Source organism: Ruegeria sp. HKCCD3925, assembly GCF_057221175.1.
In genome coordinates this window covers 1-25,982 of record NZ_JBWVBI010000008.1, presented here as the reverse complement: position 1 = coordinate 25,982, position 25,982 = coordinate 1, and the positions used below count along the sequence as shown (strand labels likewise).

The 25,982-nt window shown below is 57.2% G+C and carries 20 protein-coding genes; 17 read left to right on the top strand and 3 right to left on the bottom strand.

What is annotated here, in order from left to right; translation table 11 throughout:
• The 4 genes from AC2TEM_RS17980 (at window position 1) to nusG (ending at window position 3,346) form a co-directional block, all read left to right on the top strand.
• Window positions 1-2,178, top strand: a complete 2,178-nt coding sequence (locus AC2TEM_RS17980) for a heavy metal translocating P-type ATPase (protein ID WP_170425749.1) — start codon at window positions 1-3, stop codon at window positions 2,176-2,178.
• 5 nt (window positions 2,179-2,183) lie between these two features.
• Window positions 2,184-2,342, top strand: coding sequence for a cbb3-type cytochrome oxidase assembly protein CcoS (ccoS, locus tag AC2TEM_RS17975; protein ID WP_074737762.1), 159 nt, complete (start codon window positions 2,184-2,186; stop codon window positions 2,340-2,342).
• Between the two features lie 80 nt (window positions 2,343-2,422).
• Entirely contained in the window at window positions 2,423-2,620 is a 198-nt protein-coding gene (secE, locus tag AC2TEM_RS17970; RefSeq protein WP_170398600.1) for a preprotein translocase subunit SecE, read from the top strand.
• Window positions 2,621-2,812: 192 nt separating this feature from the next.
• A complete protein-coding gene (gene nusG / locus AC2TEM_RS17965) occupies window positions 2,813-3,346 on the top strand; it encodes a transcription termination/antitermination protein NusG (RefSeq protein WP_152459924.1) in 534 nt (177 codons plus the stop codon).
• A gap of 47 nt (window positions 3,347-3,393) precedes the next feature.
• Here the strand turns inward: nusG and AC2TEM_RS17960 are convergent, their stop codons facing one another.
• Together AC2TEM_RS17960 and AC2TEM_RS17955 are read right to left on the bottom strand one after the other, a co-directional pair.
• On the bottom strand, window positions 3,394-4,581 hold the full coding sequence (locus tag AC2TEM_RS17960; RefSeq protein WP_170425747.1) for an adenylate/guanylate cyclase domain-containing protein: 1,188 nt from the start codon (window positions 4,579-4,581) through the stop codon (window positions 3,394-3,396).
• Between the two features lie 95 nt (window positions 4,582-4,676).
• Window positions 4,677-5,918, bottom strand: a complete 1,242-nt coding sequence (locus tag AC2TEM_RS17955; protein WP_170398593.1) for a peptidoglycan-binding domain-containing protein — start codon at window positions 5,916-5,918, stop codon at window positions 4,677-4,679.
• Between the two features lie 381 nt (window positions 5,919-6,299).
• Between AC2TEM_RS17955 and rplK the strand changes: the two genes are divergently transcribed.
• The 10 genes from rplK to AC2TEM_RS17905 all read left to right on the top strand — a co-directional run bounded on the left by rplK (window position 6,300) and on the right by AC2TEM_RS17905 (window position 21,675).
• Window positions 6,300-6,749, top strand: a complete 450-nt coding sequence (gene rplK / locus AC2TEM_RS17950) for a 50S ribosomal protein L11 (RefSeq protein ID WP_010440985.1) — start codon at window positions 6,300-6,302, stop codon at window positions 6,747-6,749.
• 1 nt (window position 6,750) lies between these two features.
• Window positions 6,751-7,449: a 50S ribosomal protein L1 gene (gene rplA, locus AC2TEM_RS17945; RefSeq protein WP_010440987.1), complete on the top strand. Its 699-nt coding sequence runs from the start codon at window positions 6,751-6,753 to the stop codon at window positions 7,447-7,449.
• A gap of 337 nt (window positions 7,450-7,786) precedes the next feature.
• The gene (locus AC2TEM_RS17940; RefSeq protein ID WP_170425745.1) at window positions 7,787-8,455 is read left to right on the top strand and encodes a class I SAM-dependent methyltransferase; all 669 of its coding nucleotides are present in this window, start codon (window positions 7,787-7,789) and stop codon (window positions 8,453-8,455) included.
• On the top strand, window positions 8,452-9,372 hold the full coding sequence (locus AC2TEM_RS17935) for a LicD family protein (RefSeq protein ID WP_170425743.1): 921 nt from the start codon (window positions 8,452-8,454) through the stop codon (window positions 9,370-9,372). The genes AC2TEM_RS17940 and AC2TEM_RS17935 overlap by 4 nt, the downstream gene beginning before the upstream one ends.
• Window positions 9,373-9,808: 436 nt before the next feature.
• Window positions 9,809-10,327 (top strand): 50S ribosomal protein L10, encoded by a 519-nt coding sequence (rplJ, locus tag AC2TEM_RS17930; RefSeq protein ID WP_010441181.1) that lies wholly within the window; start codon window positions 9,809-9,811, stop codon window positions 10,325-10,327.
• Window positions 10,328-10,407: 80 nt separating this feature from the next.
• Window positions 10,408-10,782, top strand: a complete 375-nt coding sequence (gene rplL, locus AC2TEM_RS17925; protein ID WP_010441182.1) for a 50S ribosomal protein L7/L12 — start codon at window positions 10,408-10,410, stop codon at window positions 10,780-10,782.
• A 250-nt stretch (window positions 10,783-11,032) separates the two neighbouring features.
• On the top strand, window positions 11,033-15,169 hold the full coding sequence (gene rpoB, locus AC2TEM_RS17920) for a DNA-directed RNA polymerase subunit beta (protein ID WP_170425741.1): 4,137 nt from the start codon (window positions 11,033-11,035) through the stop codon (window positions 15,167-15,169).
• A 50-nt stretch (window positions 15,170-15,219) separates the two neighbouring features.
• Complete coding sequence (gene rpoC, locus AC2TEM_RS17915) at window positions 15,220-19,461, top strand: DNA-directed RNA polymerase subunit beta' (RefSeq protein WP_170406489.1); 4,242 nt, start codon at window positions 15,220-15,222, stop codon at window positions 19,459-19,461.
• Window positions 19,462-19,602: 141 nt separating this feature from the next.
• Window positions 19,603-20,676, top strand: coding sequence for a pyridoxal-phosphate dependent enzyme (locus AC2TEM_RS17910; RefSeq protein WP_170425739.1), 1,074 nt, complete (start codon window positions 19,603-19,605; stop codon window positions 20,674-20,676).
• A gap of 129 nt (window positions 20,677-20,805) precedes the next feature.
• Window positions 20,806-21,675: a DMT family transporter gene (locus AC2TEM_RS17905; RefSeq protein WP_170406483.1), complete on the top strand. Its 870-nt coding sequence runs from the start codon at window positions 20,806-20,808 to the stop codon at window positions 21,673-21,675.
• On the opposite strand, the gene AC2TEM_RS17900 is transcribed toward AC2TEM_RS17905, so the two are convergent.
• Window positions 21,660-22,514, bottom strand: coding sequence for a glycosyltransferase (locus AC2TEM_RS17900; RefSeq protein WP_480856344.1), 855 nt, complete (start codon window positions 22,512-22,514; stop codon window positions 21,660-21,662). The two genes, AC2TEM_RS17905 and AC2TEM_RS17900, sit on opposite strands and share 16 nt — an antisense overlap.
• Before the next feature lie 359 nt (window positions 22,515-22,873).
• Here AC2TEM_RS17900 and rpsL point away from each other — a divergent pair, with 359 nt between their 5' ends.
• The 3 genes from rpsL to fusA are packed head-to-tail and all read left to right on the top strand — an operon-like array spanning window position 22,874 to window position 25,867.
• On the top strand, window positions 22,874-23,245 hold the full coding sequence (gene rpsL / locus AC2TEM_RS17895; protein WP_005621086.1) for a 30S ribosomal protein S12: 372 nt from the start codon (window positions 22,874-22,876) through the stop codon (window positions 23,243-23,245).
• Between the two features lie 15 nt (window positions 23,246-23,260).
• Window positions 23,261-23,731 carry a 30S ribosomal protein S7 gene (gene rpsG / locus AC2TEM_RS17890; RefSeq protein WP_010441203.1) on the top strand — a complete coding sequence of 157 codons (471 nt, stop codon included), beginning with the start codon at window positions 23,261-23,263 and terminating at the stop codon, window positions 23,729-23,731.
• Between the two features lie 18 nt (window positions 23,732-23,749).
• Window positions 23,750-25,867, top strand: coding sequence for an elongation factor G (gene fusA / locus AC2TEM_RS17885; protein WP_170328783.1), 2,118 nt, complete (start codon window positions 23,750-23,752; stop codon window positions 25,865-25,867).
• Window positions 25,868-25,982 lie beyond the last annotated feature (115 nt).

Genomic DNA, 25,982 nt, shown 5'->3' with positions numbered 1-25,982 from the left:
ATGGTTGCGCAAGCCACTCCATCTCGGGCAGCCTGTCCTGGCTGCATCGCAGCCCCGGCGGAAGCGGCGCGGCCAATCCCAGAGGATGTGCAGATCGCGCTGTCGCTGCCGGGCATCCACTGCTCGGCCTGCATCTCTACGGTCGAGCGTGAGTTGAATGCCCATCCCGGCGTTGAAGACGCGCGGGTCAATCTCACGCTGAAACGTGCGATGATCAAGGCGGCACCGGATACGCGCGCCGCCGATCTGATCCCGGTGCTGGAGCGCGCTGGCTTTGAAGCCCACGAACTGGATCCGGGTGCGCTTTCGGCTACGCAAACCGATAAGGCTGGGCGCGATCTGCTGATGCGGCTGGCAGTGGCTGGTTTTGCTTCGATGAACGTGATGCTGTTATCGGTGTCGGTCTGGTCCGGCGCCACCGATGCGACGCGCGACATGTTCCACTGGATATCGGCGGCGATTGCGCTGCCTGCAATTGCATTCTCGGCCCAGCCTTTCTTTTCCAACGCCTGGAGCGCGCTGCGCGTGCGCCGGTTGAATATGGATGTGCCGATTGTTTTGGCGATACTGCTGGCTCTGGTCACGTCGCTTTGGGAAACTGCACTCAGCGGTGAACATGCTTATTTCGACGCGGCTTTGACCCTGACATTCTTCCTGCTAGCGGGCAGGTATTTGGACTATCGCACCCGTGCCGCGGCACGTTCAGCTGCCGAAGAACTAACCGCGCTGGAGGTCCCGCGCGCCATCCGGCTAGTGGATGGGACCGAAGCCGAAGTGGCGGTGGCGAGCCTTAACGTGGGTGATCTGATTCTGGTTCGCCCCGGAGGGCGCATGCCAGTGGATGGCGAAATCATCTCGGGCCAGTCCGAGTTGGACCGGTCGCTGCTGACCGGGGAAACCCTCCCGGTCTTTGCTGAGGCCGGGCTGAACGTCAGTGCAGGTGAGGTTAACCTGACCGGCCCTCTGACCATCCGTGCGACGGCAGTCGGGGAAGATACCTCGCTGCACCGTATGGCGGATCTGGTAGCCATCGCTGAATCGGGCCGGTCACGGTATACTTCGCTGGCAGACAAGGCGGCCAAGCTTTATGCGCCGGGGGTGCATATACTCTCCGCGCTCAGCTTCTTAGGATGGTATATTTATTCGGGCGATATCCGGACGGCGCTGAATATCGCTGCGGCGGTTTTGATCATCACATGTCCCTGCGCGCTGGGCTTGGCAGTGCCGGCGGTAACCACTGCAGCATCAGGCCGATTGTTCCGCAGTGGCATGCTGATCAAACACGCGACCGCTTTAGAACGGCTGGCCGAAGTGGATACTGTGGTATTTGACAAGACCGGCACCCTAACATCCGGTGCGCCTGAGTTGACCAATCTTGGTGATCATTCGCGTACCGATTTGCAAGTGGCTCTGGCATTGGCCGAAGCGTCTTCGCACCCCTTGTCTCTTGCCCTTGCAAAGGCTGCGCGTGAGGCCGGGATCAAGCCTGCCAAGTTGCACGATGTTGTTGAGGTGCCGGGATATGGCACTGAGGGCGTTTACCGTGATCAGCAGGTCCGGCTGGGTCGAGCGGCCTGGGTCGGCGGCGAAGATGGTGAGCAGACCGCAGCCTGGCTCGCAATTGGATCGCAGACGCCATCGCGCTTTACTTTTACCGACAGTCCGCGCGCAGGCGCTGCCGAGGCGATTGCGGCTTTCCGCGCTGCTGGTAAAGACGTAATCCTGATTTCCGGCGATACGGAAGGCGCGGTTCAGGCCTTGGCGGGCAAGCTAGGCATTGAGAACTGGATCGCCCAGGCCTTGCCTCAAGACAAAGCCGCCAAAGTGCAGGAACTAAGCGATCAGGGTCGGCACGTTCTGATGGTCGGCGATGGGCTGAACGATACGGCGGCATTGGCGGCGGCGCATGTCTCGATTTCTCCGGCCAGCGCCTTGGATGCCGCGCGGGTGGCGTCGGATATCGTGCTACTGGGCAATGATCTGTCCCCGATCGCTGAGGCTTGCGATACAGCCGTCAGGGCGACCCGTCGGATTCGCGAGAATTTCCGGATCGCCACTGTCTATAACATCATCGCGGTCCCGCTGGCCGTTGCCGGGTTGGCGACACCCCTTATTGCGGCATTGGCGATGTCGACCTCGTCGATTACCGTGTCGTTGAACGCCTTGCGGCTGAGGTAACTCTGATGGAAGTGCTTGCCTATCTGATCCCGATTTCCCTGCTTTTGGGCGGGGTTGGCTTGGTTGCGTTTATCTACACGGTCCGCTCGAACCAGTATGAGGATCCGGAAGGCGATGCGCGCCGTATCCTCAGCGACGAATGGGATGACAAGCCCAAGCCCTGACAAGGGCGTCAACAGCCCTTGAAATTGCCGCAATGCCCGGCTATGTCCGGCCCATCCGCTAGAAGAGAGATTGTAGCCTCATGGCAACCTTAAACCCGATCCAGTTCATTCAGCAGGTCCGCGCCGAAGTCGCAAAGGTCGTCTGGCCGACCCGTCGTGAGGTGCTGTTGACCACGGTCATGGTGTTCATCATGGCTGCGCTGACAGCTGTGTTCTTTGCGCTGGTTGATCTGGGCATTCGCGGCGGTCTGCAACTGGTACTCGGCGCGTTTAGCTAAGCCGGTTTGGGCAAGCTGAAACGCGACTGCCCCCTTGCACAGCTTGCGATGTCAGAGTAGGTGACATGACTATTCGGAATGGGCGTGCGGCGAATCGGGCTGCGCGCCGCTTTTTATTCCGGGTGACGCAATAGGATTTCAACGAAGGGCGCGATGCGTCGCAGCCCAAAGGCAAACAAGGACGACAGGTTCATGGCGAAACGGTGGTATTCGGTCAGCGTTCTTTCGAATTTCGAAAAGAAGATCGCAGAGCAGATCCGCACGTCGGTGGCTGAGCAGGGCCTTGAAGACGATATCGACGAGGTTCTGGTGCCCACCGAAGAGGTGATCGAAGTGCGCCGGGGCAAGAAGGTCACCACCGAACGTCGCTTTATGCCAGGTTACGTGCTGGTACACATGGAAATGTCGGATCAGGGCTATCACCTGATCAACTCGATCAATCGCGTTACCGGCTTCCTGGGCCCTCAGGGCCGCCCGATGCCGATGCGCGACGCCGAGGTGAACCAGATCCTCAACCGCGTTCAGGAAGGTGAAGAAGCGCCCAAGCTGATGATCAGCTTCGAGGTCGGCGAGAAGGTCAAGGTCAACGACGGCCCGTTCGAGGATTTCGACGGCATGGTCGAAGGTGTGGACGACGAGAACCAGAAACTGAAAGTTTCGGTTTCGATCTTTGGCCGCGAAACACCGGTCGAGCTGGACTTTACGCAGGTCACCAAGCAGAGCTGATTGGTTTCCATCGTACCATCGTTTGGGGTGCCTTATGGGCACCCTTTTTACGTTTGGGGCGTGCTCATCTGCCAGACAGTTTGATCCTCACCAAAACCTTTAAGTGATACAGTTCCGACCGGTTCGCAGAGTGTCGGGAGAAATGCTGCGGCTGTATCCGAAAGGACATGGTCGCAATCCAAGTCTGTGGCCGCCGCTACAAGTCTAGCCGCCAAATTGACGTCTGGACCGATGGCCGTGAAATCCAGCCGGTCCCCGCCACCTACATTGCCATAATGGAAGCGACCGTGATGAATTGCAGTGCGCACGCCTAGCTTTTGCTGAAAATCGGCCTCGGCCAGCGACGCCACACCCTCGCGCACCGCTGCGATGGCGGCCTGAATCTGCACCTTTGGCGGAAGATTCGTGCTGGTTGGGAAGATGGCAAAAAAGCCGTCGCCCATGAACTTCAGAATCTCTCCGCCGTGGTCCATGACCGACGGGACAAGGCAATCAAACGTGTCATTCAGCAGCCGGACCAGCGTATCGCCGGAAACCGAATTCGAAAGGCGGGTAAATCCCTTGAGATCCGCAAACAGGATAACGGCCTCGATTTTGCTGCCATCACCGCGATGTACTTTACCGTCCAGAATGTGGGCGCCACTGTTACGGCCGACATAGGTCGACAGAAGGTAGGTCGCGTCGAGCCGCAGCATATAGGTCTCGGTCAGGCGGGCGAGCGGACCGCGAACCCGGCTCAGGATCGCTAGATCACTCTCTGAAAACCCACCGGGCGTGGCACTTGACCAAGTGCAGACATGGGTATCGCCGTTGAGATAGATCAGCGGTTGCGCCAGATAATCGGTGAAGCCCTGCTCGCGCAATTCTCCGACAATGATGTAATCCTCGGGGCAGTTGGGATCTTCCAGATGGCGGCGGATGGGTTGCTGACGCTCAATCACATGCGGAAGGGGGTTATCGGTGTAGATCGCCTCGGTGAACAATTGAGACGGCGCGTCGACACGATCAACGCCAGCGCCCGCTTTCCACAGGAAACGTCGACCCATCAGATTGGGATGCAGCGTCCAGATGAACAAACCGAACCGGTCGATGGCGACACCGGCATCCAGCAGACGGGTACAGATACCTTCGATGATATCGACCGCATTTCCAGCTGGGCGGGCACCGTCAACCATCCACTCGATCAAAGCGTCGATCTTGTCCTGTTTTGAGATCGGTTCCGGTGGGGTCGGCATAATGGCACCCTCAATATAGAACGCCGCGATGCAAACTGACACCGCGGCGTTATTAGTATCAGCTTCGCAGAGGCTGAAACGACTGAGTGCGCGACTTACTGCGCTTGAACCATAGCGGCTCGCAACAGTTGCGGGCGGTCGGTCTGGGATGGCAGGAAGACGGCCTGCGAACCGGCATCCAACGCCGAAAGGCTCGCATCGTACCACTGCATCGCAAGATCGCGACGCTGTTGCACACCAAAGCCTTCGCGCAGGTGGTGGCCGATCAACTCTCCATAGGCAGGCTCACCCATCGCGACTAGCATCAATGCGGAACCGACTGCCGTGTCCATGTTGTCCTGACGGTAGCCCATCGACAGACAGACCTTGCTTGTCGCGGCAAGATCAGCGGGGCTGAGGCCCGAGTCCAGCGCAAGCTTGCGTACCTGGGTTTCAGCTTCTGCCTTTGAGCTGATCGACAGCGCATCAACTTGCGGTGCCAACATTTCACCGTACGAGTCGCATTGTGCGCTCACCTGATCCGGCGTCAGCCCCTGGATATCCGCCATCAGATCTTCGCCACGCGCCATTGCATAGCTGCGAGCAAGGCAGAACTGTTCGCTGAGGGCAAAATCGGCATCCGTCATATTTGACAGTGTCGTGTAGCCCCCGTTGGTCGAGGTCTGCAGCATCACCCCGCTACACCGATTGGCCAGCGATGGGCCGCCGGTCCCGCCGGAAAACAGGCTTGGCAGGCTGGCAGAGGCTGTTTCAGTTGTATTGGCCTCGGGCTCTGGTTCCTGAGCTTGAGGAACCACAACCGGAATCGTGGTTGCTGGGGCTTGTGCTGGTGCCTGAGGGGCAGCAGCCAGGGCAGAGCCGGTTTGTATCTGCCGACGGTATTCCATCAAAAGCGGTTGGCCTGCGAGTTGGGTTGTCGTCTGACCGCCGCTTGTCGCCCAGTAATAGGCCTGCATCAGGAAGTCGCGCTGATAGGGCTGGAAGTCATAGCCATTCACAGGGTAGCCCATCGAGACCTGATAGCGTTCGATCGCAGACCGTGTGCCACGACCGACTTGACCATCAACGCGACCCGCATTGTAGCCGAAATAGTTGAGCGCGGTCTGGGTTTGCGCCCCTTGTGTGGTCGACGGAATTCCGGGGCGATAGGTGCGTGTTGTTGTTGACCTCGTCCGGGCTTGCTGTTTTCTCTGCTGATCGCGGCCGATAGCGTAGCCGATGACGCCACCAACCACAGCACCGCCCAGTATCTCGCCAGCATCGGCCCGTGCGGTCTGAGGAGAAGACGCCGCAAATGACAGCGCGATGCCAACTGTTATTAGTAAACGAATGATCATAATTAACCTCCACCAAAAATACTAATTTCGTCGAGTATAGCACAGCTGCGAGTATTGAGGTGAGGGGGGTGGCGGAAACCCGACCATCCCGCAACCACCGCGCGGATTCTGCATTGATATTAATTTCTTAAGAGTTGTCAGTCGCACCTTGTTAGTAACGATCTGTACGCCGTGAGCGTATGAGACCCACTTGGGGGCTTGATTCGATGTGTGAGAGCATGGCAGGCCACTTGCCAACCCCGCCGTTCCGCTGTAAGTGCCGCCCCTATCGTCTTCGGGCGAGATTCTCTCGTGGGAGGTTGCTGGGATCGCGATCCCGGATCGGACCACGCAACATAGTCTGGGTGAAACGCGTTTCACCTAAGTTGAAAGGAAAACCAAATGGCCAAGAAGCTTGCTGGTACAATGAAGCTGCAGGTTCCTGCAGGTCAGGCGAACCCGTCGCCGCCAGTTGGTCCGGCGCTGGGTCAGCGCGGCATCAACATCATGGAATTCTGCAAGGCGTTCAACGCCAAGACCGCAGACATGGAGCCCGGCGCTCCGTGCCCGACCGTGATCACCTACTATCAGGACAAGTCCTTCACCATGGACATCAAGACGCCGCCCGCGTCTTACTACCTGAAAAAAGCGGCTGGTCTGAAGCCGGTTGGCAAGCGTAACCGTCCTCGTGGTGCGGAAAACCCAGGTCGTGAGACCGTGGCAACCGTGACCTCGAAGCAGGTTCGTGAAATCGCCGAAGCCAAAATGAAAGATCTGAACGCCAACGACGTCGAAGGCGCAATGCAGATCATCCTGGGCTCGGCCCGCTCAATGGGCATCGAGGTGAAGTAAAATGGCAAAACTCGGTAAACGTACCCGCGCTGCGCGCGAAGCTGTCGCTGGCAAGGAAAACCTGTCGGTCGAAGAAGCTGTTTCTCTGGTCAAAGGCAACGCGACCTCGAAATTCGACGAGACCATCGAAATCGCTCTGAATCTGGGCGTTGACACCCGTCACGCAGACCAGATGGTTCGCGGCGTTGTTGGCCTGCCGAACGGTACCGGCAAAGCGATGCGCGTTGCTGTATTTGCTCGTGGCCCCAAGGCGGACGAAGCGAAAGAAGCGGGCGCAGATATCGTTGGCGCAGAAGATCTGATGGAAACCATTCAGGGCGGCACCATCGAATTTGATCGCTGCATTGCAACCCCGGACATGATGCCGATCGTCGGTCGTCTGGGTAAAGTGCTCGGCCCCCGCAACCTGATGCCGAACCCCAAAGTTGGCACCGTGACCATGGACGTGAAAGCGGCTGTGGAAGCAGCAAAAGGTGGTGAAGTTCAGTTCAAAGCGGAAAAAGGCGGCGTTGTGCACGCCGGTGTTGGCAAAGCGTCCTTCGACGAAGCCAAGCTGGTTGAAAACGTCCGTGCCTTCATCTCGGCCGTCGCCAAGGCCAAACCGTCGGGTGCCAAAGGCACCTACATGAAGAAAATCGCGCTGAGCTCGACCATGGGCCCCGGCGTGACTCTGGACGTGGCGGCTGCGGCCGGCGAATAAGCCTTAGCGTTTAGCTGTGAGAACTTGATCCCGGGTGGTGCGAACTGCCCGGGATTTTCTTTGCGTATTACATAAAAAACGTACTGTAGTTTTGTGATTGATATCGCAAGCTACATAAGTGGCGCGTGACAGCGTGGTTTCCAGCGCACAAATTGAAATCTTGGGGTGTTGTTAATTTCCAACCCGGTGACAGCTGCGCTGACTCAAAAGCAGTGATGGGGCAAAATCCCAGATTCACCGCCTCAGTGCTGGTGGCTAAAGAAGCGATTGAACTGGAAGTTGAGGTCTGACACAGTTCCGCCAGTGTTGTGTAATAACTGTTCGAGAATGCTAATCAATGAACCAAGACTTTCGTCAGAAATCACTTCCAGAGGATCGGCAAACCTTTTGGGACCAGTTTTATGCCAAATCGGCAGGATCATGGGAGCTGACCTTGCCGTCGCAATTTGCAGCATTTGTGGCAAATGAGATTGATCGGCAGTCACATGTCATTGATGTAGGGTGCGGAAATGCCCGCGACAGTTTTTTCTTTTCGCGCCACGGATTCAAAGTGACCGGGCTGGATGCTTCAGACGCAGCGATTTCATCGGCGCAAAAGCATGCGCAAAAGCAGGGCGGTGATGATCTCGAGTTTGTTCGGACCAATCTCAAAGATGGATTGGTTGAGCAGGTGTTAACCGAACGGCGATCTGAAACCGTTTGCGTTTACGCTCGGTTTTTTTTGCACGCGATCACAGATGATGAAGAAAATGCTCTGATTAGGGCGCTTCAGAATGGATGCAGACCGGGCGATGTCGTGGCGTTCGAGTATCGAACGTTGGCGGATCGAGCCACGACAAAAGTAGCGGCACCGCATTTCCGGCGTTACGTAAGTGCGGCGGATCTGGATGCCAAAATGGAAGCCTCCGAATTCCGAAAATGCTATGGAGTAGAAGGCGGTGGTTTCGCAAAATATAAAACAGAAGATGCGATCGTCGCCCGCGCGATCTATGAAAAAACACCATGACAGAAGAAGAATTAATCAAGGAGCTTGCCTCACTTCGAGAGCATGTTTTTACACATGCTGCGGCGCAAACTGCACTACCACGGCCTCGTAAAACGCGCCTCGCGGTTGAGGCGCTTAAGGATCCCATAATGCGCTTGGAGAACCAAGCAATCTATGATGATTGGGAAGAGACTTTTATTCTTCTGTATTGCCACAGGAGACTAAAGCCTGCCCGGACGCACGGTAGGCTATCGCGTATGGAAACTCGCTATGCGAAACAGGGTAATGAAGCGCGCTTTGCCTCGTTTTTCGATCGCGTGAAGCAGACCCTATACCCTGATTTCATTACATCGGCTGGCTATAACAGAACATTCGGGGAAAAGGCAGGCGACGACATCTTTGCAAAACTTGACGCCGAGCTTGAACCCGTAGTTCGTCTGGGAAAGCCGATCATTCTGTACGCCGGCACCTTGTTGGGCCACGTTCGAGAGGGTGGATTGATCGATCACGACGACGATGTCGATTTCGCAGTATATCTGGGCGAGTCCACGCTTGAAGGCGTCGCTGAAAAATGGATTGAATATCAGCGAGAGTTGCTTGCCAATGATTGCCTGGATACCAAATTGTTGAAGCGAAATATACCAGTCTTCAAAGTCAAAAATAACTTGGGTATTGCTATTGATCTGTTTCCGGCGTGGACGGAAAGCGGGCGCTTTAGCGTTTATCCTTACTCAATGAATGCCTTGCCGGAAAGTGCGATTTTTCCGCTTAAATCGCTTGATGGTGGAGAAATCATGCTCCCGAAGGATGCGCCAGCATTGCTGGCTCAAAGTTACGGTGACAATTGGCGGATACCGGACCCGCTTTTTCATTTCAATTGGGGGGCTGCGCGCCGCAAGTTTGCACCGATGCTTCAACACGATTTCACCGGCGGTTGATAGCGCCGAACGATGAGGTCCCCAAGGGGGAACCGAGTTCGCATAGCCGCGGCAATTTCAGGCGATCTCGGTGTCGTTTTGACGTCTGGAAATCAAGGTGCCTCAGGGCGTTTTCAGCTAGGCAGTATAGCCGCTGTGAAGGAGAGGTGCGTTCTTCCAATTTACCTCTTGGAAACCCGGCCTATCTGTCCTAAGAAGAGCCACGGAATAAAGCGTGCGATTCGTCGTGCGCTTTATTTTGTTTCGTCCAAGACGGTGGGTGGTGCCATGTGGCCCCTTAATTCCCTGCCTGAGACGGGTAAGACCAAAGAATTCTGAGGGGTCCCACCCTCGGGCGAGTTTTGGCCCATCCCGTAACAACGGACCTGAACGCCGGAGCGAAAGCTGCGGCAAATATGAGCCGGGGTGAGATATCGCCCCTAACTTGGAGAGAACTGTGGATAGAGCCCAGAAAGAGAAAGTGGTCGAGGAACTCGGCCAAATCTTCGAAAGCTCTGGCGTCGTAGTGGTTTCGCACTACGCCGGTCTGACAGTTGCCGAGATGCAGGACCTTCGCGCACGTGCTCGTGACGCGGGTGGTGCCGTGCGTGTTGCCAAGAACAGGCTCGCCAAAATCGCCCTTGAGGGTAAGCCGTGTGAAAGCATGGCCGACCTGCTGACAGGGATGACCGTTCTGACCTATTCCGAGGACCCCGTGGCAGCTGCCAAGGTGGCCGAGGACTTCGCCAAGGATAACAAGAATTTTGAGATCCTCGGCGGTGCAATGGGCGAGAACGCTCTGGACCGCAAAGGCGTCGAAACAGTTTCGAAAATGCCGTCTCGCGAGGAGCTTATTGCTTCGATCGTGGGCTGCATTGGCGCACCTGCTTCGAACATCGCCGGCGCGATTGGCGCACCTGCAAGCAACATCGCAAGCATCCTTTCCACCATCGAAGAGAAGGCGGAAGCTGCGTAAGCGGTTGGCACTGAATGATCTGCGTAGGGGGACCACCCTGACGTTGGAACACACACTGTAAAACGGAAAGAGCTAATACAATGGCTGATCTGAAAGCACTCGCAGAAAGCATCGTGGGTCTGACCCTGCTGGAAGCACAAGAACTGAAAACCATCCTCAAAGACGAATACGGCATCGAGCCCGCAGCTGGCGGCGCCGTAATGGTTGCAGCCGGTGGCGACGCCGGTGGCGCAGCTGAGGAAGAAAAAACCGAATTCGACGTCGTTCTGAAGAACGCCGGCGCTTCGAAAATCAACGTGATCAAAGAAGTTCGCGGCATCACTGGTCTGGGCCTGAAAGAAGCCAAAGAGCTGGTCGAAGCTGGCGGCAAGATCAAAGAAGGCGTGTCGAAAGACGAAGCCGAAGAAGTCAAAGGCAAGCTGGAAGCAGCTGGCGCCGAAGTCGAGCTGGCCTGAGCCAACCGACAGGTGCATCGCTGATGCGCCGCAAAATTTGGCTGGGTCCGGAGAAATCCGGGTCCAGCCGAACCTGTCTTAGAAAGGGCCTCATTGTCTGGGGCGTTTTCTAAGACACGGTTTTCGGATCGGGAGGCCACCTTCGGGACGGTGGTCACGAATTGATCCGGACGTGTCGTCTCGATTGTGCAAGATGCCGGGGCCCGACGGTGTCTTTGCCCGCTGAGAACATCGAAAGGTGACATCTGACATGGCTCAAACGTTCCTTGGCCAGAAACGTCTTCGTAAATATTACGGCAAAATCCGCGAAGTGCTGGAGATGCCGAACCTCATTGAGGTGCAGAAATCTTCTTATGATCTTTTCCTGCGCTCCGGCGATGCAGAACAGCCCACAGACGGCGAAGGCATCAAAGGCGTGTTCCAGTCGGTTTTCCCGATCAAGGATTTCAACGAAACCTCCGTTCTGGAGTTCGTGAAATACGATCTGGAAAAACCCAAATACGACGTCGAAGAGTGCATGCAGCGCGACATGACCTACAGCGCGCCGCTGAAGGTCACGCTGCGTCTGATCGTGTTTGATGTCGATGAGGACACCGGCGCCAAGTCGGTCAAGGACATCAAAGAACAGGACGTGTTCATGGGCGATATGCCCCTGATGACACCGAACGGCACCTTCATCGTGAACGGTACCGAGCGTGTGATCGTCAGCCAGATGCACCGTTCGCCCGGTGTGTTCTTTGATCACGACAAGGGCAAGACCCATTCCTCGGGCAAGCTGCTGTTTGCCTGCCGCATCATCCCGTATCGCGGCAGCTGGCTGGACTTTGAGTTCGACGCCAAGGACATCGTGTTCGCCCGTATCGACCGTCGTCGCAAACTGCCTGTGACAACCCTGCTGTACGCGCTGGGTCTGGATCAGGAAGCGATCATGGACGCGTATTACAACACCGTGTCCTACAAGCTGGACAAGAAGAAAGGCTGGGTCACGCCCTTCTTCCCCGAGCGTGTGCGCGGTACCCGTCCGACATATGATCTGATCGACGCGAAATCGGGCGAAGTGATTGCCGAAGCGGGCAAGAAAGTCACCCCGCGCGCGGTCAAGAAGCTGATCGACGAAGGTGCTGTTACCGACCTGCTGGTGCCCTTCGACAACATCGTCGGCAAGTATGTCGCCAAGGACATCATCAACGAAGAAAACGGCGCGATCTATGTCGAAGCCGGTGATGAGCTGACCCTGGAGTATGATAAAGACGGCGACCTGATCGGCGGCACCGTCAAGGACCTGATGGATGCGGGCATCACCGACATCCCGGTTCTGGACATCGACAACGTCAACGTTGGCCCCTACATGCGCAACACCATGGCTCAGGACAAGAACCTGAACCGTGAAAGCGCGCTGATGGACATCTACCGCGTCATGCGTCCGGGCGAGCCTCCCACCGTCGAGGCTGCGTCGGCTCTGTTCGACACCCTGTTCTTCGACAGCGAGCGCTATGACCTGTCCGCCGTTGGTCGTGTGAAGATGAACATGCGTCTGGCTCTGGACGCGCCGGACACCCTGCGCACGCTGCGCCGCGAAGACATCGTGGCCTGCATCAAGGCGCTGGTGGAACTGCGTGACGGCAAAGGCGACGTGGACGATATCGACCACCTCGGCAACCGTCGTGTGCGTTCGGTCGGCGAACTGATGGAAAATCAGTACCGCGTTGGCCTGCTGCGCATGGAGCGCGCGATCAAAGAGCGTATGTCGTCGGTCGAGATCGACACCGTCATGCCGCAGGACCTGATCAACGCGAAACCAGCTGCGGCTGCTGTTCGTGAATTCTTTGGCTCATCGCAGCTGTCGCAGTTCATGGACCAGACCAACCCGCTTTCGGAAGTCACCCACAAACGCCGTCTCTCGGCGCTTGGCCCGGGCGGTCTGACGCGTGAGCGTGCGGGCTTTGAGGTGCGCGATGTACACCCGACCCACTATGGCCGGATGTGCCCGATTGAAACGCCAGAAGGTCCGAACATTGGTCTGATCAACTCGCTGGCCACCTTTGCCCGCGTGAACAAGTATGGTTTCATCGAAACACCCTACCGCGTCGTCAAAGACGCCGAGGTGACCGATGAGGTACACTACATGTCCGCGACCGAAGAAATGCGTCACACCGTGGCGCAGGCGAACGCGACGCTGGATGCCGATGGTAAGTTCATCAACGATCTGGTTTCGACCCGTCAGGCCGGTGACTACACCCTCGCCCCGCGCGAGAATGTGGACCTGATCGACGTGTCGCCGAAACAGCTGGTCTCGGTTGCTGCATCGTTGATCCCGTTCCTTGAAAATGACGACGCCAACCGCGCTCTGATGGGCTCGAACATGCAACGTCAGGCGGTTCCGCTGCTGCGCGCCGAAGCGCCGCTGGTCGGTACCGGGATCGAGGAAAAGGTTGCGATCGACTCGGGCGCTGCGATTCAGGCGAAACGCGCCGGTATCATTGACCAGGTCGATGCCCAGCGTATCGTTATTCGCGCCACCGAGGATTTGGAACTGGGCGACGCTGGCGTTGACATCTATCGTCTGCGCAAATTCCAGCGGTCGAACCAGAACACCTGCATCAACCAGCGTCCGCTGATCAAGGTGGGTGACACCGTCCAAAAGGGCGAAGTCATTGCCGACGGTCCGTCGACCGATATGGGTGAACTGGCGCTTGGTAAGAACGTGGTCGTCGCGTTCATGCCGTGGAACGGTTACAACTACGAAGACTCGATCCTGATCTCGGAACGTATCGCGCGTGATGACGTCTTTACCTCGGTCCATATCGAGGAATTCGAAGTCGCCGCCCGTGACACCAAGCTGGGCCCGGAAGAGATCACCCGCGACATCCCGAACGTCGGTGAAGAAGCGCTGCGCAACCTCGACGAGGCAGGCATCGTTTACATCGGTGCGGATGTTGAGCCGGGCGATATTCTGGTCGGCAAGATCACTCCGAAGGGCGAAAGCCCGATGACCCCGGAAGAAAAGCTGCTGCGCGCCATCTTTGGTGAAAAAGCATCTGACGTGCGCGACACCTCGCTACGCGTGAAGCCGGGTGACTACGGTACGGTCGTTGAGGTCCGCGTCTTCAACCGTCACGGCGTCGAGAAAGACGAGCGTGCGCTGCAGATCGAGCGTGAGGAAGTCGAACGTCTGGCCCGTGACCGGGACGACGAGCTGGCGATTCTTGACCGCAACATCTACGCGCGTCTGCAAGGTCTGATCCTGGGTAAAACCGCTGTCAAAGGCCCGAAAGGCGTCAAGGCAGGGTCGGTGATCACCGAGGATCTGCTGGAAACCCTGACCCGCGGTCAGTGGTGGCAGTTGGCGCTGGAAGGCGAGCAGGATGCACAGATCGTTGAAGCTCTGAACGAGCAATACGAAGTGCAAAAGCGTGCTCTGGACGCCCGTTTCGAGGACAAGGTCGAGAAAGTCCGTCGTGGCGACGACCTGCCGCCGGGTGTGATGAAGATGGTCAAAGTCTTCATCGCCGTGAAGCGTAAGCTGCAGCCGGGTGACAAGATGGCCGGTCGTCACGGGAACAAAGGTGTGATCTCCAAGGTTGTTCCGATGGAAGACATGCCGTTCCTGGCCGATGGTACTCCGGTTGACTTCTGTCTGAACCCGCTGGGTGTGCCTTCGCGTATGAACGTCGGTCAGATCCTTGAAACCCACATGGGTTGGGCCGCACGCGGTCTGGGTCTGAACATTGACGACGCTTTGGGTGAATACCGCCGGTCCGGCGATCTGACCCCGGTACGCGAAGCGATGAAGCTGGCCTATGGTGAAAATGTCTACAAAGAAGGCATCACAGGTCTGGACGAGGATGGCCTGATCGAGGCTGCGGGCAACGTGACCCGCGGTGTTCCGATTGCGACCCCGGTCTTTGACGGGGCCAAAGAGGCTGACGTCAACGACGCGCTGGTGCGTGCAGGCTTCTCGGAAAGCGGTCAGTCGGTTCTGTTCGACGGTCGCACCGGTGAGCAATTCGCGCGCCCGGTCACCGTGGGCATCAAGTACCTGCTGAAATTGCACCACCTGGTGGACGACAAGATCCACGCGCGTTCGACCGGGCCGTACAGCCTGGTTACCCAGCAGCCGCTGGGTGGTAAGGCGCAGTTCGGTGGTCAGCGCTTTGGTGAGATGGAGGTCTGGGCTCTGGAAGCTTACGGCGCCGCCTACACTCTGCAGGAGATGCTCACCGTGAAATCGGATGACGTCGCCGGTCGGACCAAGGTCTATGAGTCGATCGTCAAGGGCGAGGATAACTTTGAAGCGGGCGTACCGGAATCGTTCAACGTTCTGGTGAAAGAAGTCCGTGGCCTCGGCCTGAATATGGAACTCCTGGATGCGGAGGTTGAGGAGTGAGGGCGCAGCCCTTTCTCCCGTCCCCCCTTCCGCAAGATTTGAGGTAACAAATGAACCAGGAAATCACCAACAACCCGTTCAACCCGCTGACGCCCCCGAAGGTCTTTGACGAGATCAAGGTCTCTTTGGCCAGCCCTGAGCGAATTCTGTCTTGGTCCTATGGCGAGATCAAGAAACCCGAAACCATCAACTACCGGACGTTCAAGCCTGAGCGTGACGGCCTGTTCTGCGCGCGTATCTTTGGCCCGATCAAAGATTACGAATGTCTGTGCGGCAAATATAAGCGGATGAAGTATCGCGGCGTTGTCTGCGAAAAGTGTGGCGTGGAAGTCACCCTGCAGAAAGTCCGCCGCGAGCGTATGGGCCATATCGAACTGGCCGCGCCCGTTGCGCATATCTGGTTCCTGAAATCGCTGCCGTCCCGCATCGGTCTGATGCTGGACATGACGCTGCGTGATCTGGAACGCGTTCTGTACTTTGAAAACTATGTCGTCATCGAGCCCGGTCTGACTGACCTGACCTACGGCCAGATGCTGACTGAAGAAGAGTACATGGACGCGCAGGATGCCTATGGCATGGATGCGTTCACCGCGAATATCGGTGCCGAAGCCATCCGCGAGATGCTGGCACAGATCGATCTGGAAGCCGAAGCCGAGCAGCTGCGCGCTGATCTGGCCGAAGCAACCGGCGAGTTGAAGCCCAAAAAGATCATCAAGCGTCTGAAGGTTGTTGAATCCTTCCTCGAGTCGGGCAACCGGCCTGAATGGATGGTGATGACCGTGATCCCGGTCATTCCACCGGAACTGCGTCCGCTGGTCCCGCTGGATGGTGGCCGTTTCGCGACCTCGGATCTGAACGATCTGTATCGCCGCGTCATCAACCGGAACAACCGTCTGAAGCGGCTGATCGAGCTGCGCGCGCCTGACATCATCGTCCGCAACGAAAAGCGGATGCTGCAGGAATCCGTGGACGCTCTGTTCGACAACGGCCGTCGTGGCCGCGTGATCACCGGCGCCAACAAGCGTCCGCTGAAATCGCTGTCGGACATGCTGAAAGGCAAGCAGGGCCGCTTCCGTCAGAACCTTCTGGGTAAGCGCGTCGACTTCTCGGGCCGTTCGGTCATCGTGACCGGTCCGGAGCTGAAGCTGCACCAGTGTGGTCTGCCCAAGAAGATGGCGTTGGAGCTGTTCAAGCCGTTCATCTACTCGCGCCTTGAAGCCAAGGGTCTGTCTTCGACTGTTAAGCAAGCGAAGAAACTGGTCGAGAAAGAACGTCCCGAAGTGTGGGATATCCTCGACGAGGTGATCCGCGAACATCCTGTCATGCTGAACCGTGCGCCGACGCTGCACCGTCTTGGCATTCAGGCGTTCGAGCCGGTTCTCATCGAAGGTAAAGCCATCCAGCTGCACCCGCTGGTCTGCTCGGCCTTTAACGCCGACTTCGACGGGGACCAGATGGCCGTTCACGTCCCGCTAAGCCTTGAGGCGCAGCTGGAAGCGCGTGTTCTGATGATGTCGACGAACAACGTTCTGTCGCCTGCAAACGGTGCACCGATCATCGTTCCGTCGCAGGATATGATCCTGGGTCTGTACTATGTGACCCTCGAACGCGAAGGCATGCCGGGCGAAGGCAAGGTCTTCGGTTCGATCGAAGAAGTTCAGCACGCGCTGGACGCGGGTGAGGTGCATCTGCACTCGAAAATCACCGCGCGGATCACGCAGATCGACGACGAAGGCAACGAAGTTCAGAAGCGCTATGAAACCACTCCGGGCCGTCTGCGTCTGGGTGCATTGCTGCCGATGAACAACAAAGCCCCGTTCGAGCTGGTCAACCGCCTGCTGCGGAAGAAAGAAGTGCAGCAGGTGATCGACACCGTCTACCGTTACTGCGGTCAGAAAGAGTCGGTTATCTTCTGTGACCAGATCATGTCGATGGGCTTCAAAGAAGCCTTCAAGGCGGGCATCTCGTTCGGTAAGGACGACATGGTCATCCCGGATGACAAGTGGGGCATCGTTGATGACACCCGCGGTCAGGTGAAGGACTTTGAACAGCAGTACATGGACGGCCTGATCACTCAGGGCGAAAAGTACAACAAAGTTGTTGATGCCTGGTCGAAGTGTAACGACCGCGTCACCGAAGCGATGATGAGCACCATCTCGGACGTTGCCAAGGCCGAAGACGGGTCAGATCAAGAGCCGAACTCGGTCTACATGATGGCCCACTCGGGTGCGCGTGGCTCGGTCACTCAGATGAAACAGCTGGGCGGTATGCGTGGCCTGATGGCCAAGCCGAACGGTGACATCATCGAGACGCCGATTATCTCGAACTTTAAAGAAGGTCTGACCGTTCTCGAGTACTTCAACTCGACCCACGGTGCCCGTAAGGGTCTGTCGGATACCGCTCTGAAGACGGCGAACTCGGGTTACCTGACCCGTCGTCTGGTGGACGTCGCACAGGACTGCATCGTTCGCGAGATCGACTGTGGTACTGAGCGTGCGATCACAGCCGAAGCCGCCGTGAATGACGGTGAGGTTGTTGCCTCGCTGGCCGAACGTGTGCTGGGTCGTGTGGCGGCTGACGATGTTCTGCGTCCGGGCACGGATGAGGTGATCGTGGCCGCTGGTCAGTTGATCGACGAACGCATGGCGGACACCATTGACGAAGCTGGTGTTGCGTCGATGCGCATCCGCTCGCCTCTGACCTGTGAGTCCGAGGAAGGCGTCTGCGCCACCTGCTACGGTCGTGACCTTGCACGCGGCACGATGGTGAACACAGGTGAGGCTGTCGGCATCATCGCCGCGCAGTCCATTGGTGAACCCGGTACGCAGCTGACGATGCGTACTTTCCACATCGGTGGTGTTGCGCAAGGTGGTCAGCAGTCGTTCCAGGAAGCCAGCCAGGAAGGCGTCGTTTCCTTCGAGAACCCGCAGATTCTGGTCAATGCCGCAGGCGAAAGCCTCGTTATGGGCCGGAACATGAAGCTGGTGATCAGCGACGAACACGGCGAAGAGCGTGCCAGCCACAAGCTGGGCTATGGCTCCAAGCTGTTTGTCAAGGACGGCACCAAGGTTGCTCGTGGTGACAAGCTGTTCGAATGGGATCCCTACACCCTGCCGATCATCGCCGAGAAAGCCGGTACCGCGAAATATGTCGACCTTGTTTCGGGCCTTGCGGTCCGGGATGAGACCGACGACGCAACCGGTATGACCCAGAAGATCGTGATCGACTGGCGCGCGGCCCCCAAAGGCAGCGACCTCAAGCCCGAGATTATTCTGGTCGGTGAAGATGGCGAGCCGGTCCGCAACGATGCGGGCAACCCGGTTCACTATCCGATGTCGGTGGATGCGATCCTGTCCGTCGAAGATGGTCAGACCATCGAAGCCGGTGACGTTGTTGCGCGTATCCCGCGTGAAGGCGCCAAGACCAAGGACATCACCGGTGGTCTGCCACGTGTGGCCGAACTGTTCGAAGCCCGTCGTCCGAAAGATCACGCGATCATCGCAGAGGCCGATGGTTACGTGCGCTTTGGCCGCGACTACAAGAACAAGCGCCGCATCAGCATCGAACCGGCTGACGAGTCCATGGAGACCATCGAATACATGGTACCCAAGGGCAAGCACATCCCGGTCGCCGAAGGGGACTTCATCCAGAAGGGTGAATACCTGATGGACGGTAACCCGGCTCCGCATGACATCCTGTCCATCATGGGTGTCGAAGCGCTGGCGGATTACATGATCGACGAAGTGCAGGACGTTTATCGTCTGCAGGGCGTTAAGATCAACGACAAGCACATCGAGGTCATCGTGCGCCAGATGCTGCAGAAGTGGGAGATCCTGGATTCAGGTGACACCACCCTGCTGAAAGGCGAACATGTCGACAAGCAAGAGTTCGACGCAGCCAACGAGAAGACTATCTCGCGTGGCGGTCGTCCGGCTCAGGGTGAGCCGATCCTTCTGGGGATCACCAAAGCTTCGCTGCAGACGCGTTCGTTCATCTCGGCGGCGTCGTTCCAGGAAACCACCCGCGTGCTGACCGAAGCCTCGGTTCAGGGCAAGAAAGACAAGCTGGTTGGCCTGAAAGAGAACGTAATCGTTGGTCGTCTGATCCCCGCCGGGACCGGTGGGGCCACTCAGGCCGTCCGCCACATCGCGCAGTCGCGCGACAACGTGGTTATCGAAGCGCGCAGGGAAGAGGCCGAAGCAGCCGCTGCTCTGGCCGCTCCGACCTTCGACGACGACATGGTCGGTGATGAGCTGGACGTTCTGGTGGAAACACCGGAAAGCCGCGAATAGGCACCCTCAATAACTAAGAAAGGCCCCGCGATTTCGCGGGGCCTTTCTTGTTGTGAGCGCTCCGAGGCGAACTCTCACAAAGATAGTTACTAATGTGATCCGGTTTGTGGCATGCTTTCGTCAACAGAGGAGGGGGCCGCAATGACAACTCGTCAAACGCATGGGCGAAAGCGACTGTATGACAGTATTTTGGACACCGTCGGAGACACGCCAAGCATACGAATAAACAGGATCGCGCCCTCAAACGTGACGGTTTACGTAAAATTCGAAGCGTTTAACCCGGCCAGTTCTGTCAAAGATCGCCTTGCCCTCAACATCATCGAAGCGGCAGAACGCGACGGTAGCTTAAAACCCGGTCAGACAGTGGTTGAGGCGACCTCGGGGAATACCGGTATCGGGCTGGCGATGGTCTGCGCGGCCAAAGGCTATCCCTTAGTTGTGACGATGGCCGACAGTTTCTCGGTCGAGCGGCGCAAGCTGATGAGGTTTTTGGGGGCAAAAGTTGTCCTGACACCGCGCGCGCAAAAGGGGTTCGGCATGTATACAAAAGCTAAAGAACTGGCCGAGCAGAACGGTTGGTTCCTGGCCAGCCAGTTTGAAACCGCAGCCAACGCCGATATTCACGAAAATACCACCGCGCAGGAAATCTTGGGTGACTTTGATGGGCAGAATCTCGACTATTGGGTTACGGGCTATGGCACTGGCGGGACCGTCTCGGGCGTGGCCCGGGCTCTTAGAAAAGCGCGCCCTGAGACCAAGATCATCCTGACAGAGCCTGCCAACGCAGCCATTGTGTCGTCAGGATATGTGAACACGCGCAATGAAATACACCAGCCGACCGAGAGCCATCCGAACTTCGAGCCGCATCCGATCCAAGGCTGGACGCCTGATTTTATTCCGTGGGTTCTGCAGGAGGCCATTGATAACTCGTACTTTGATGAGTTGATTCCCGTTCCCGGTAGCGACGGTATTGCATGGTCGCGCCGTTTGGCCGCGGAAGAGGGGATTTTTACCGGTATTTCTGGTGGCTCGACCTTTGCGGTCGCGATGAAACTGGCGGAGACTGCTCCGGAAGGTTCCGTCATGTTGGTAATGTTGCCAGATACGGGCGAGCGTTACCTTTCGACGCCATTGTTTGATGGCGTAGAAGAGGAGATGACGGATGATGAGATCGAGATCTCGAAATCTACGCCTTCCGCCCAGATGACAGATTGAAACGACTGAAAAGTCGACAGTTTGTGTAGCTCGTCGGAACTATTACTGTAGGATTGTCAGGCGCAAATTGAATTCGTGATCAATTGAACAGTGAATACGACAATATATTGAAGACCGGGTGTTGATTAAATGAGTCCTAACGTTAAAGGCGCGCTGCTGATGATGGGCAGTATGGCGGCCTTTACCGTCAATGATGCGTTGGTGAAAGTGGTGGGGCAAGATCTGCCTCTGTTCCAACTTGTGGCCATGCGCGGAGTTTTGGCGACAGTTCTTGTGTTGATAATGGCCCGTTATCTTGGGGCGCTCCACCTGAATTTTCCCCTCCATGACAAATGGCTTATCGCATTACGTTGCCTGGCAGAGTTGGCGGCGACCATCTTCTTTTTGACGGCTCTGATGCACATGCCGCTTGCCAACGTTACGGCAGTTCTACAGGCGTTGCCGCTGACCGTGACTTTGGGTGCTGCCTTATTCTTCGGTGAAGTAATTGGATGGAGACGTATTGCTGCAATTGCGCTTGGGTTCGTCGGTATGTTGTTGATCGTTCGGCCCGGTCCTGAAGGGTTCAGCATCTATGCGATTTACGCATTGATTGCGGTTGCTTCCGTTACAGTTCGCGATTTGATCACCCGCCGAATGTCAGCTGAAGTACCTTCTGTGGTGGTAACACTGGCGACATCCCTCACTATCACATTGGCAGCGATCATCGTCTCCACGTTTGAAGGATGGGTGCCGGTCTCGACCGCATCTGGAGCGATGATCGCCAGCGCTGCGGTCTTTGTTCTGATAGGCTATCTGTTCAGTGTCATGGTGATGCGCGTGGGCGAGGTCGGTTTTGTTGCGCCATTTCGCTATTCCAGCCTGCTTTGGGCACTGGGACTGGGGTGGGCTGTGTTTGGTGACTGGCCGGACGCGATCACAATGCTGGGTGGTGCATTGGTAGTTGGGGCAGGGATGTTCACTCTGTTTCGCGAACGGTCGCGTCAGGCGGAGAAGTGAGGCAAACGTACGAAACCGGGGTTTAGCGCGAAACGCGTGGCAAAATCGGTCTCGATTTCGGGCGTGATCGGCGCAAGCTGCGCCTTCTGCTTTTCAGCGCGCGGCGAGTCGTTGGAGTTGTTCAATGTCCTGATCCACATCGGGCGATCAGGATAACTGACCACTGGCATGAAACGCCCGATCCGGTTGTGGGTAAAACTTATGATCGTGTGGGCGCACCCGCCCGCGATAAGCATGCCCAAGCCCACCCCAAGCAGAGATTTGTAGACTTGTGCCGCCCGAACCCCATTCGGCCCAAAGCAGGCCTGGTATCCGTTGTTGAAATCGAGGCCTATGGCCTGATTTTTTCCAATCAGCCCGGCAACATCATCGGCGGACTCGCGCAGTCTTTCGATGAAATCAATCGAAATGCTGTCGTCGTCATCATGGCGAAATTGAAGACAGGGCCGGTCCGGATTTGAACGCGCTTCCTGAAGGATTCGTTTCATGACCTGCCGGTGTTTCTGGCTTGGTTCGACGGGTCTTTGGACAATTCGTACCTGCTTGATGTCAGCGGTGAGGTCCTTAAGCCGGCCGAGCGCCTTTCGCGGCAGACAGTCCCCAACAACGACCAGAAGCTGATAGTCCCCATCTGTCTGCGCGCGAAAGCTGGGCAACGTCACAGATTCGAACAGGCGGAACCGCTCTTCCAGACGAGCAGGGTTGTAGAGATGGGCGCGCCGATCTGCGACCGTGTCATGTTCGATCTGGAAATCGCCCAGAGCAGGGAATGAAAATCGGCACAGGCCAAAGACTTGCATGGGGCATCCAATGGTTTGCAGGGCATGCTCACTATGCATCCGGTGCCGAAGTGCTGCAATGCGTCGGTGCAGTGGGAATCTCCATTAGTTCCTGATAGACGGCCGGAGCTCTTATGCACAACACGCCTTTCCCGCTGGGCTGTTGACACTCGGGCCGACTCCCCTTAATACGCGCGACATCTCGGTACCGGGGGCCGCCCCATAACCGATTTCAGTAATGAACTGGTCAAGGCCCGAACACTTTTATCGTTCGCGCCCTCTGATAACAAACCGCGACGTTCACCTCGGAATGGGAACGCTCGCGGGTTTTGCGCTTGTGGACGCATGAGTGCAGCGAATTTAACCGCACGCAACGCGCGTGCATGTCATGTGTGTTGCAAAACGGGGAAGAAACCGGAATGCCAACTATTCAACAGCTGATCCGCAAACCGCGGCAGCCCAAAGTAAAACGCTCGAAGTCCATGCACTTGGAACAGTGCCCGCAGAAACGCGGCGTCTGCACCCGCGTGTACACCACCACACCTAAGAAGCCGAACTCGGCTATGCGTAAGGTTGCCAAGGTGCGCTTGACCAACGGGTTCGAGGTCATCTCGTACATCCCGGGTGAAAGCCACAACCTGCAGGAACACTCGGTTGTTCTGATCCGTGGCGGTCGTGTAAAAGACCTTCCCGGTGTGCGTTACCACATCCTGCGCGGTGTTCTGGATACTCAGGGCGTCAAAGATCGTAAGCAACGTCGTTCGAAATACGGCGCGAAGCGTCCCAAGTAAGAAGGAGAGGCTGATATGTCACGTCGTCACGCCGCCGAAAAACGCGAAGTACTGCCTGACGCCAAATTTGGCGACAAGGTACTGACCAAATTCATGAACAACCTGATGATCGACGGCAAGAAGTCGGTCGCAGAGCGCATCGTTTACAACGCGTTTGACCGCGTTGAAAACAAGGTAAAGCGCGCTCCTGTCGAAGTGTTCCACGAAGCGCTCGACAACATCAAACCGTCGGTCGAGGTTCGCTCGCGCCGGGTTGGTGGTGCAACCTATCAGGTTCCGGTCGAAGTGCGCCCTGAGCGCCGCGAAGCGCTGGCCATCCGCTGGCTGATCACCGCTGCGCGCGGCCGCAACGAAAACACCATGGAAGAACGCCTCGCCGGTGAGCTGCTGGACGCTGTACAGTCCCGCGGTACTGCCGTGAAGAAGCGCGAAGACACCCACAAGATGGCCGAGGCGAACAAAGCCTTCAGTCACTACCGTTGGTAATTCAGAGGCTTATCAAAAATGGCACGCGAATATCCGCTCGAACTATACCGTAACTTCGGTATCATGGCGCACATCGACGCAGGTAAGACCACCTGCTCGGAGCGTATCCTGTATTACACTGGTAAATCCCACAACATCGGTGAGGTGCACGATGGTGCAGCCACCATGGACTGGATGGAGCAGGAGCAGGAACGCGGCATCACCATCACTTCGGCTGCGACCACCACTTTCTGGGAACGCACCGAGGACGGTCAGACCGCAGAAACTCCTAAGCACCGCCTGAACATCATCGACACCCCCGGCCACGTTGACTTCACCATCGAAGTTGAGCGTTCGCTTGCGGTTCTCGACGGTGCTGTCTGCGTTCTGGACGCAAACGCCGGTGTTGAGCCCCAGACCGAAACCGTGTGGCGTCAGGCTGACCGCTACAAGGTTCCGCGTATGGTTTTCGTCAACAAAATGGACAAGATCGGCGCTGACTTCTTCAACTGCGTCAACATGATCGAAGACCGCACCGGCGCACGCGCTGTTCCGGTTGGCATTCCGATCGGCGCCGAGTCCGAGCTGGAAGGTCTGATCGACCTGGTCACCATGGAAGAGTGGCTGTGGCAGGGCGAAGATCTGGGCGCAAGCTGGATCAAAGCTCCGATCCGCGACAGCCTGAAAGACATGGCTGACGAATGGCGCGGCAAGATGATCGAAGCGGCCGTCGAAATGGACGACGACGCGATGATGGAATACCTGGAAGGCAATGAGCCCGACGTTCCGACCCTGCGCGCCCTGCTGCGCAAAGGTACTCTGGAGATCGCGTTCGTTCCGGTTCTGGGTGGGTCTGCGTTCAAGAACAAAGGCGTTCAGCCGCTGCTCAACGCTGTGATCGACTATCTGCCCAGCCCGCTGGACGTTGTTGATTACATGGGCTTCAAACCCGGCGACGAGGAAGAAGTTCGTGACATCGCACGTCGTGCAGACGACGACATGGCCTTCTCGGGTCTGGCGTTCAAAATCATGAACGACCCCTTCGTTGGCTCGCTGACTTTCACCCGGATCTACTCGGGCACCATGAACAAGGGTGACTCGATCCTGAACTCGACCAAAGGTAAAAAAGAGCGCATCGGTCGTATGATGATGATGCACTCGAACAACCGGGAAGAGATCGAAGAAGCGTTTGCAGGCGACATCATCGCGCTGGCGGGTCTGAAAGACACCACCACCGGTGACACCCTGTGTGACGCGAAGGATCCGGTGGTTCTGGAAACCATGACCTTCCCCGATCCGGTTATCGAGATCGCGGTTGAGCCCAAAACCAAGGGCGACCAAGAGAAGATGTCCCAGGGTCTGGCCCGTCTGGCCGCCGAAGACCCGTCCTTCCGTGTGGAAACTGATCTGGAATCCGGTCAGACCATCATGAAGGGCATGGGCGAACTTCACCTGGACATCCTGGTTGACCGTCTGAAGCGCGAGTTCAAGGTCGAGGCGAACATCGGTGCACCTCAGGTGGCCTACCGTGAAACCATCTCGATGCCGGTTGAGCACACCTACACCCACAAGAAACAGTCGGGTGGTTCAGGTCAGTTCGCGGAAGTCAAGCTGGAGATCCAGCCGACCGAAGCAGGCGAAGGTTACTCGTTCGAAAGCCGCATCGTTGGTGGTGCCGTTCCGAAGGAATACATCCCGGGTGTTGAAAAAGGCATCAACTCGGTCATGGATAGCGGCCCGCTGGCTGGCTTCCCCGTGATCGACTTCAAGGTTGCCCTGCTGGACGGTAAGTTCCACGACGTTGACTCGAGCGTTCTGGCGTTCGAAATCGCATCGCGGATGTGTATGCGTGAAGGCATGCGCAAAGCTGGCGCGAAGCTGCTGGAACCGATCATGAAGGTCGAAGTGATCACCCCGGAAGAATACACCGGCGGTATCATCGGCGACCTGACCTCGCGTCGTGGCCAGGTGTCTGGTCAGGAACCGCGCGGCAACGCGATCGCGATCGATGCGTTCGTTCCGCTGGCCAACATGTTCGGCTACATCAACACTCTGCGTTCGATGTCGTCGGGCCGTGCCCAGTTCACCATGCAGTTCGACCACTACGATCCGGTTCCGCAGAACATCTCGGACGAGATTCAGGCGAAATACGCATAAGCGAAGATTTGAGGGAGCTCCGGCCAGGGGCTCCCTTCATTACCGAAAAAGGAGGCCATCATGGCAAAGGAAAAGTTTGAGCGTAATAAGCCGCACGTCAACATCGGCACGATTG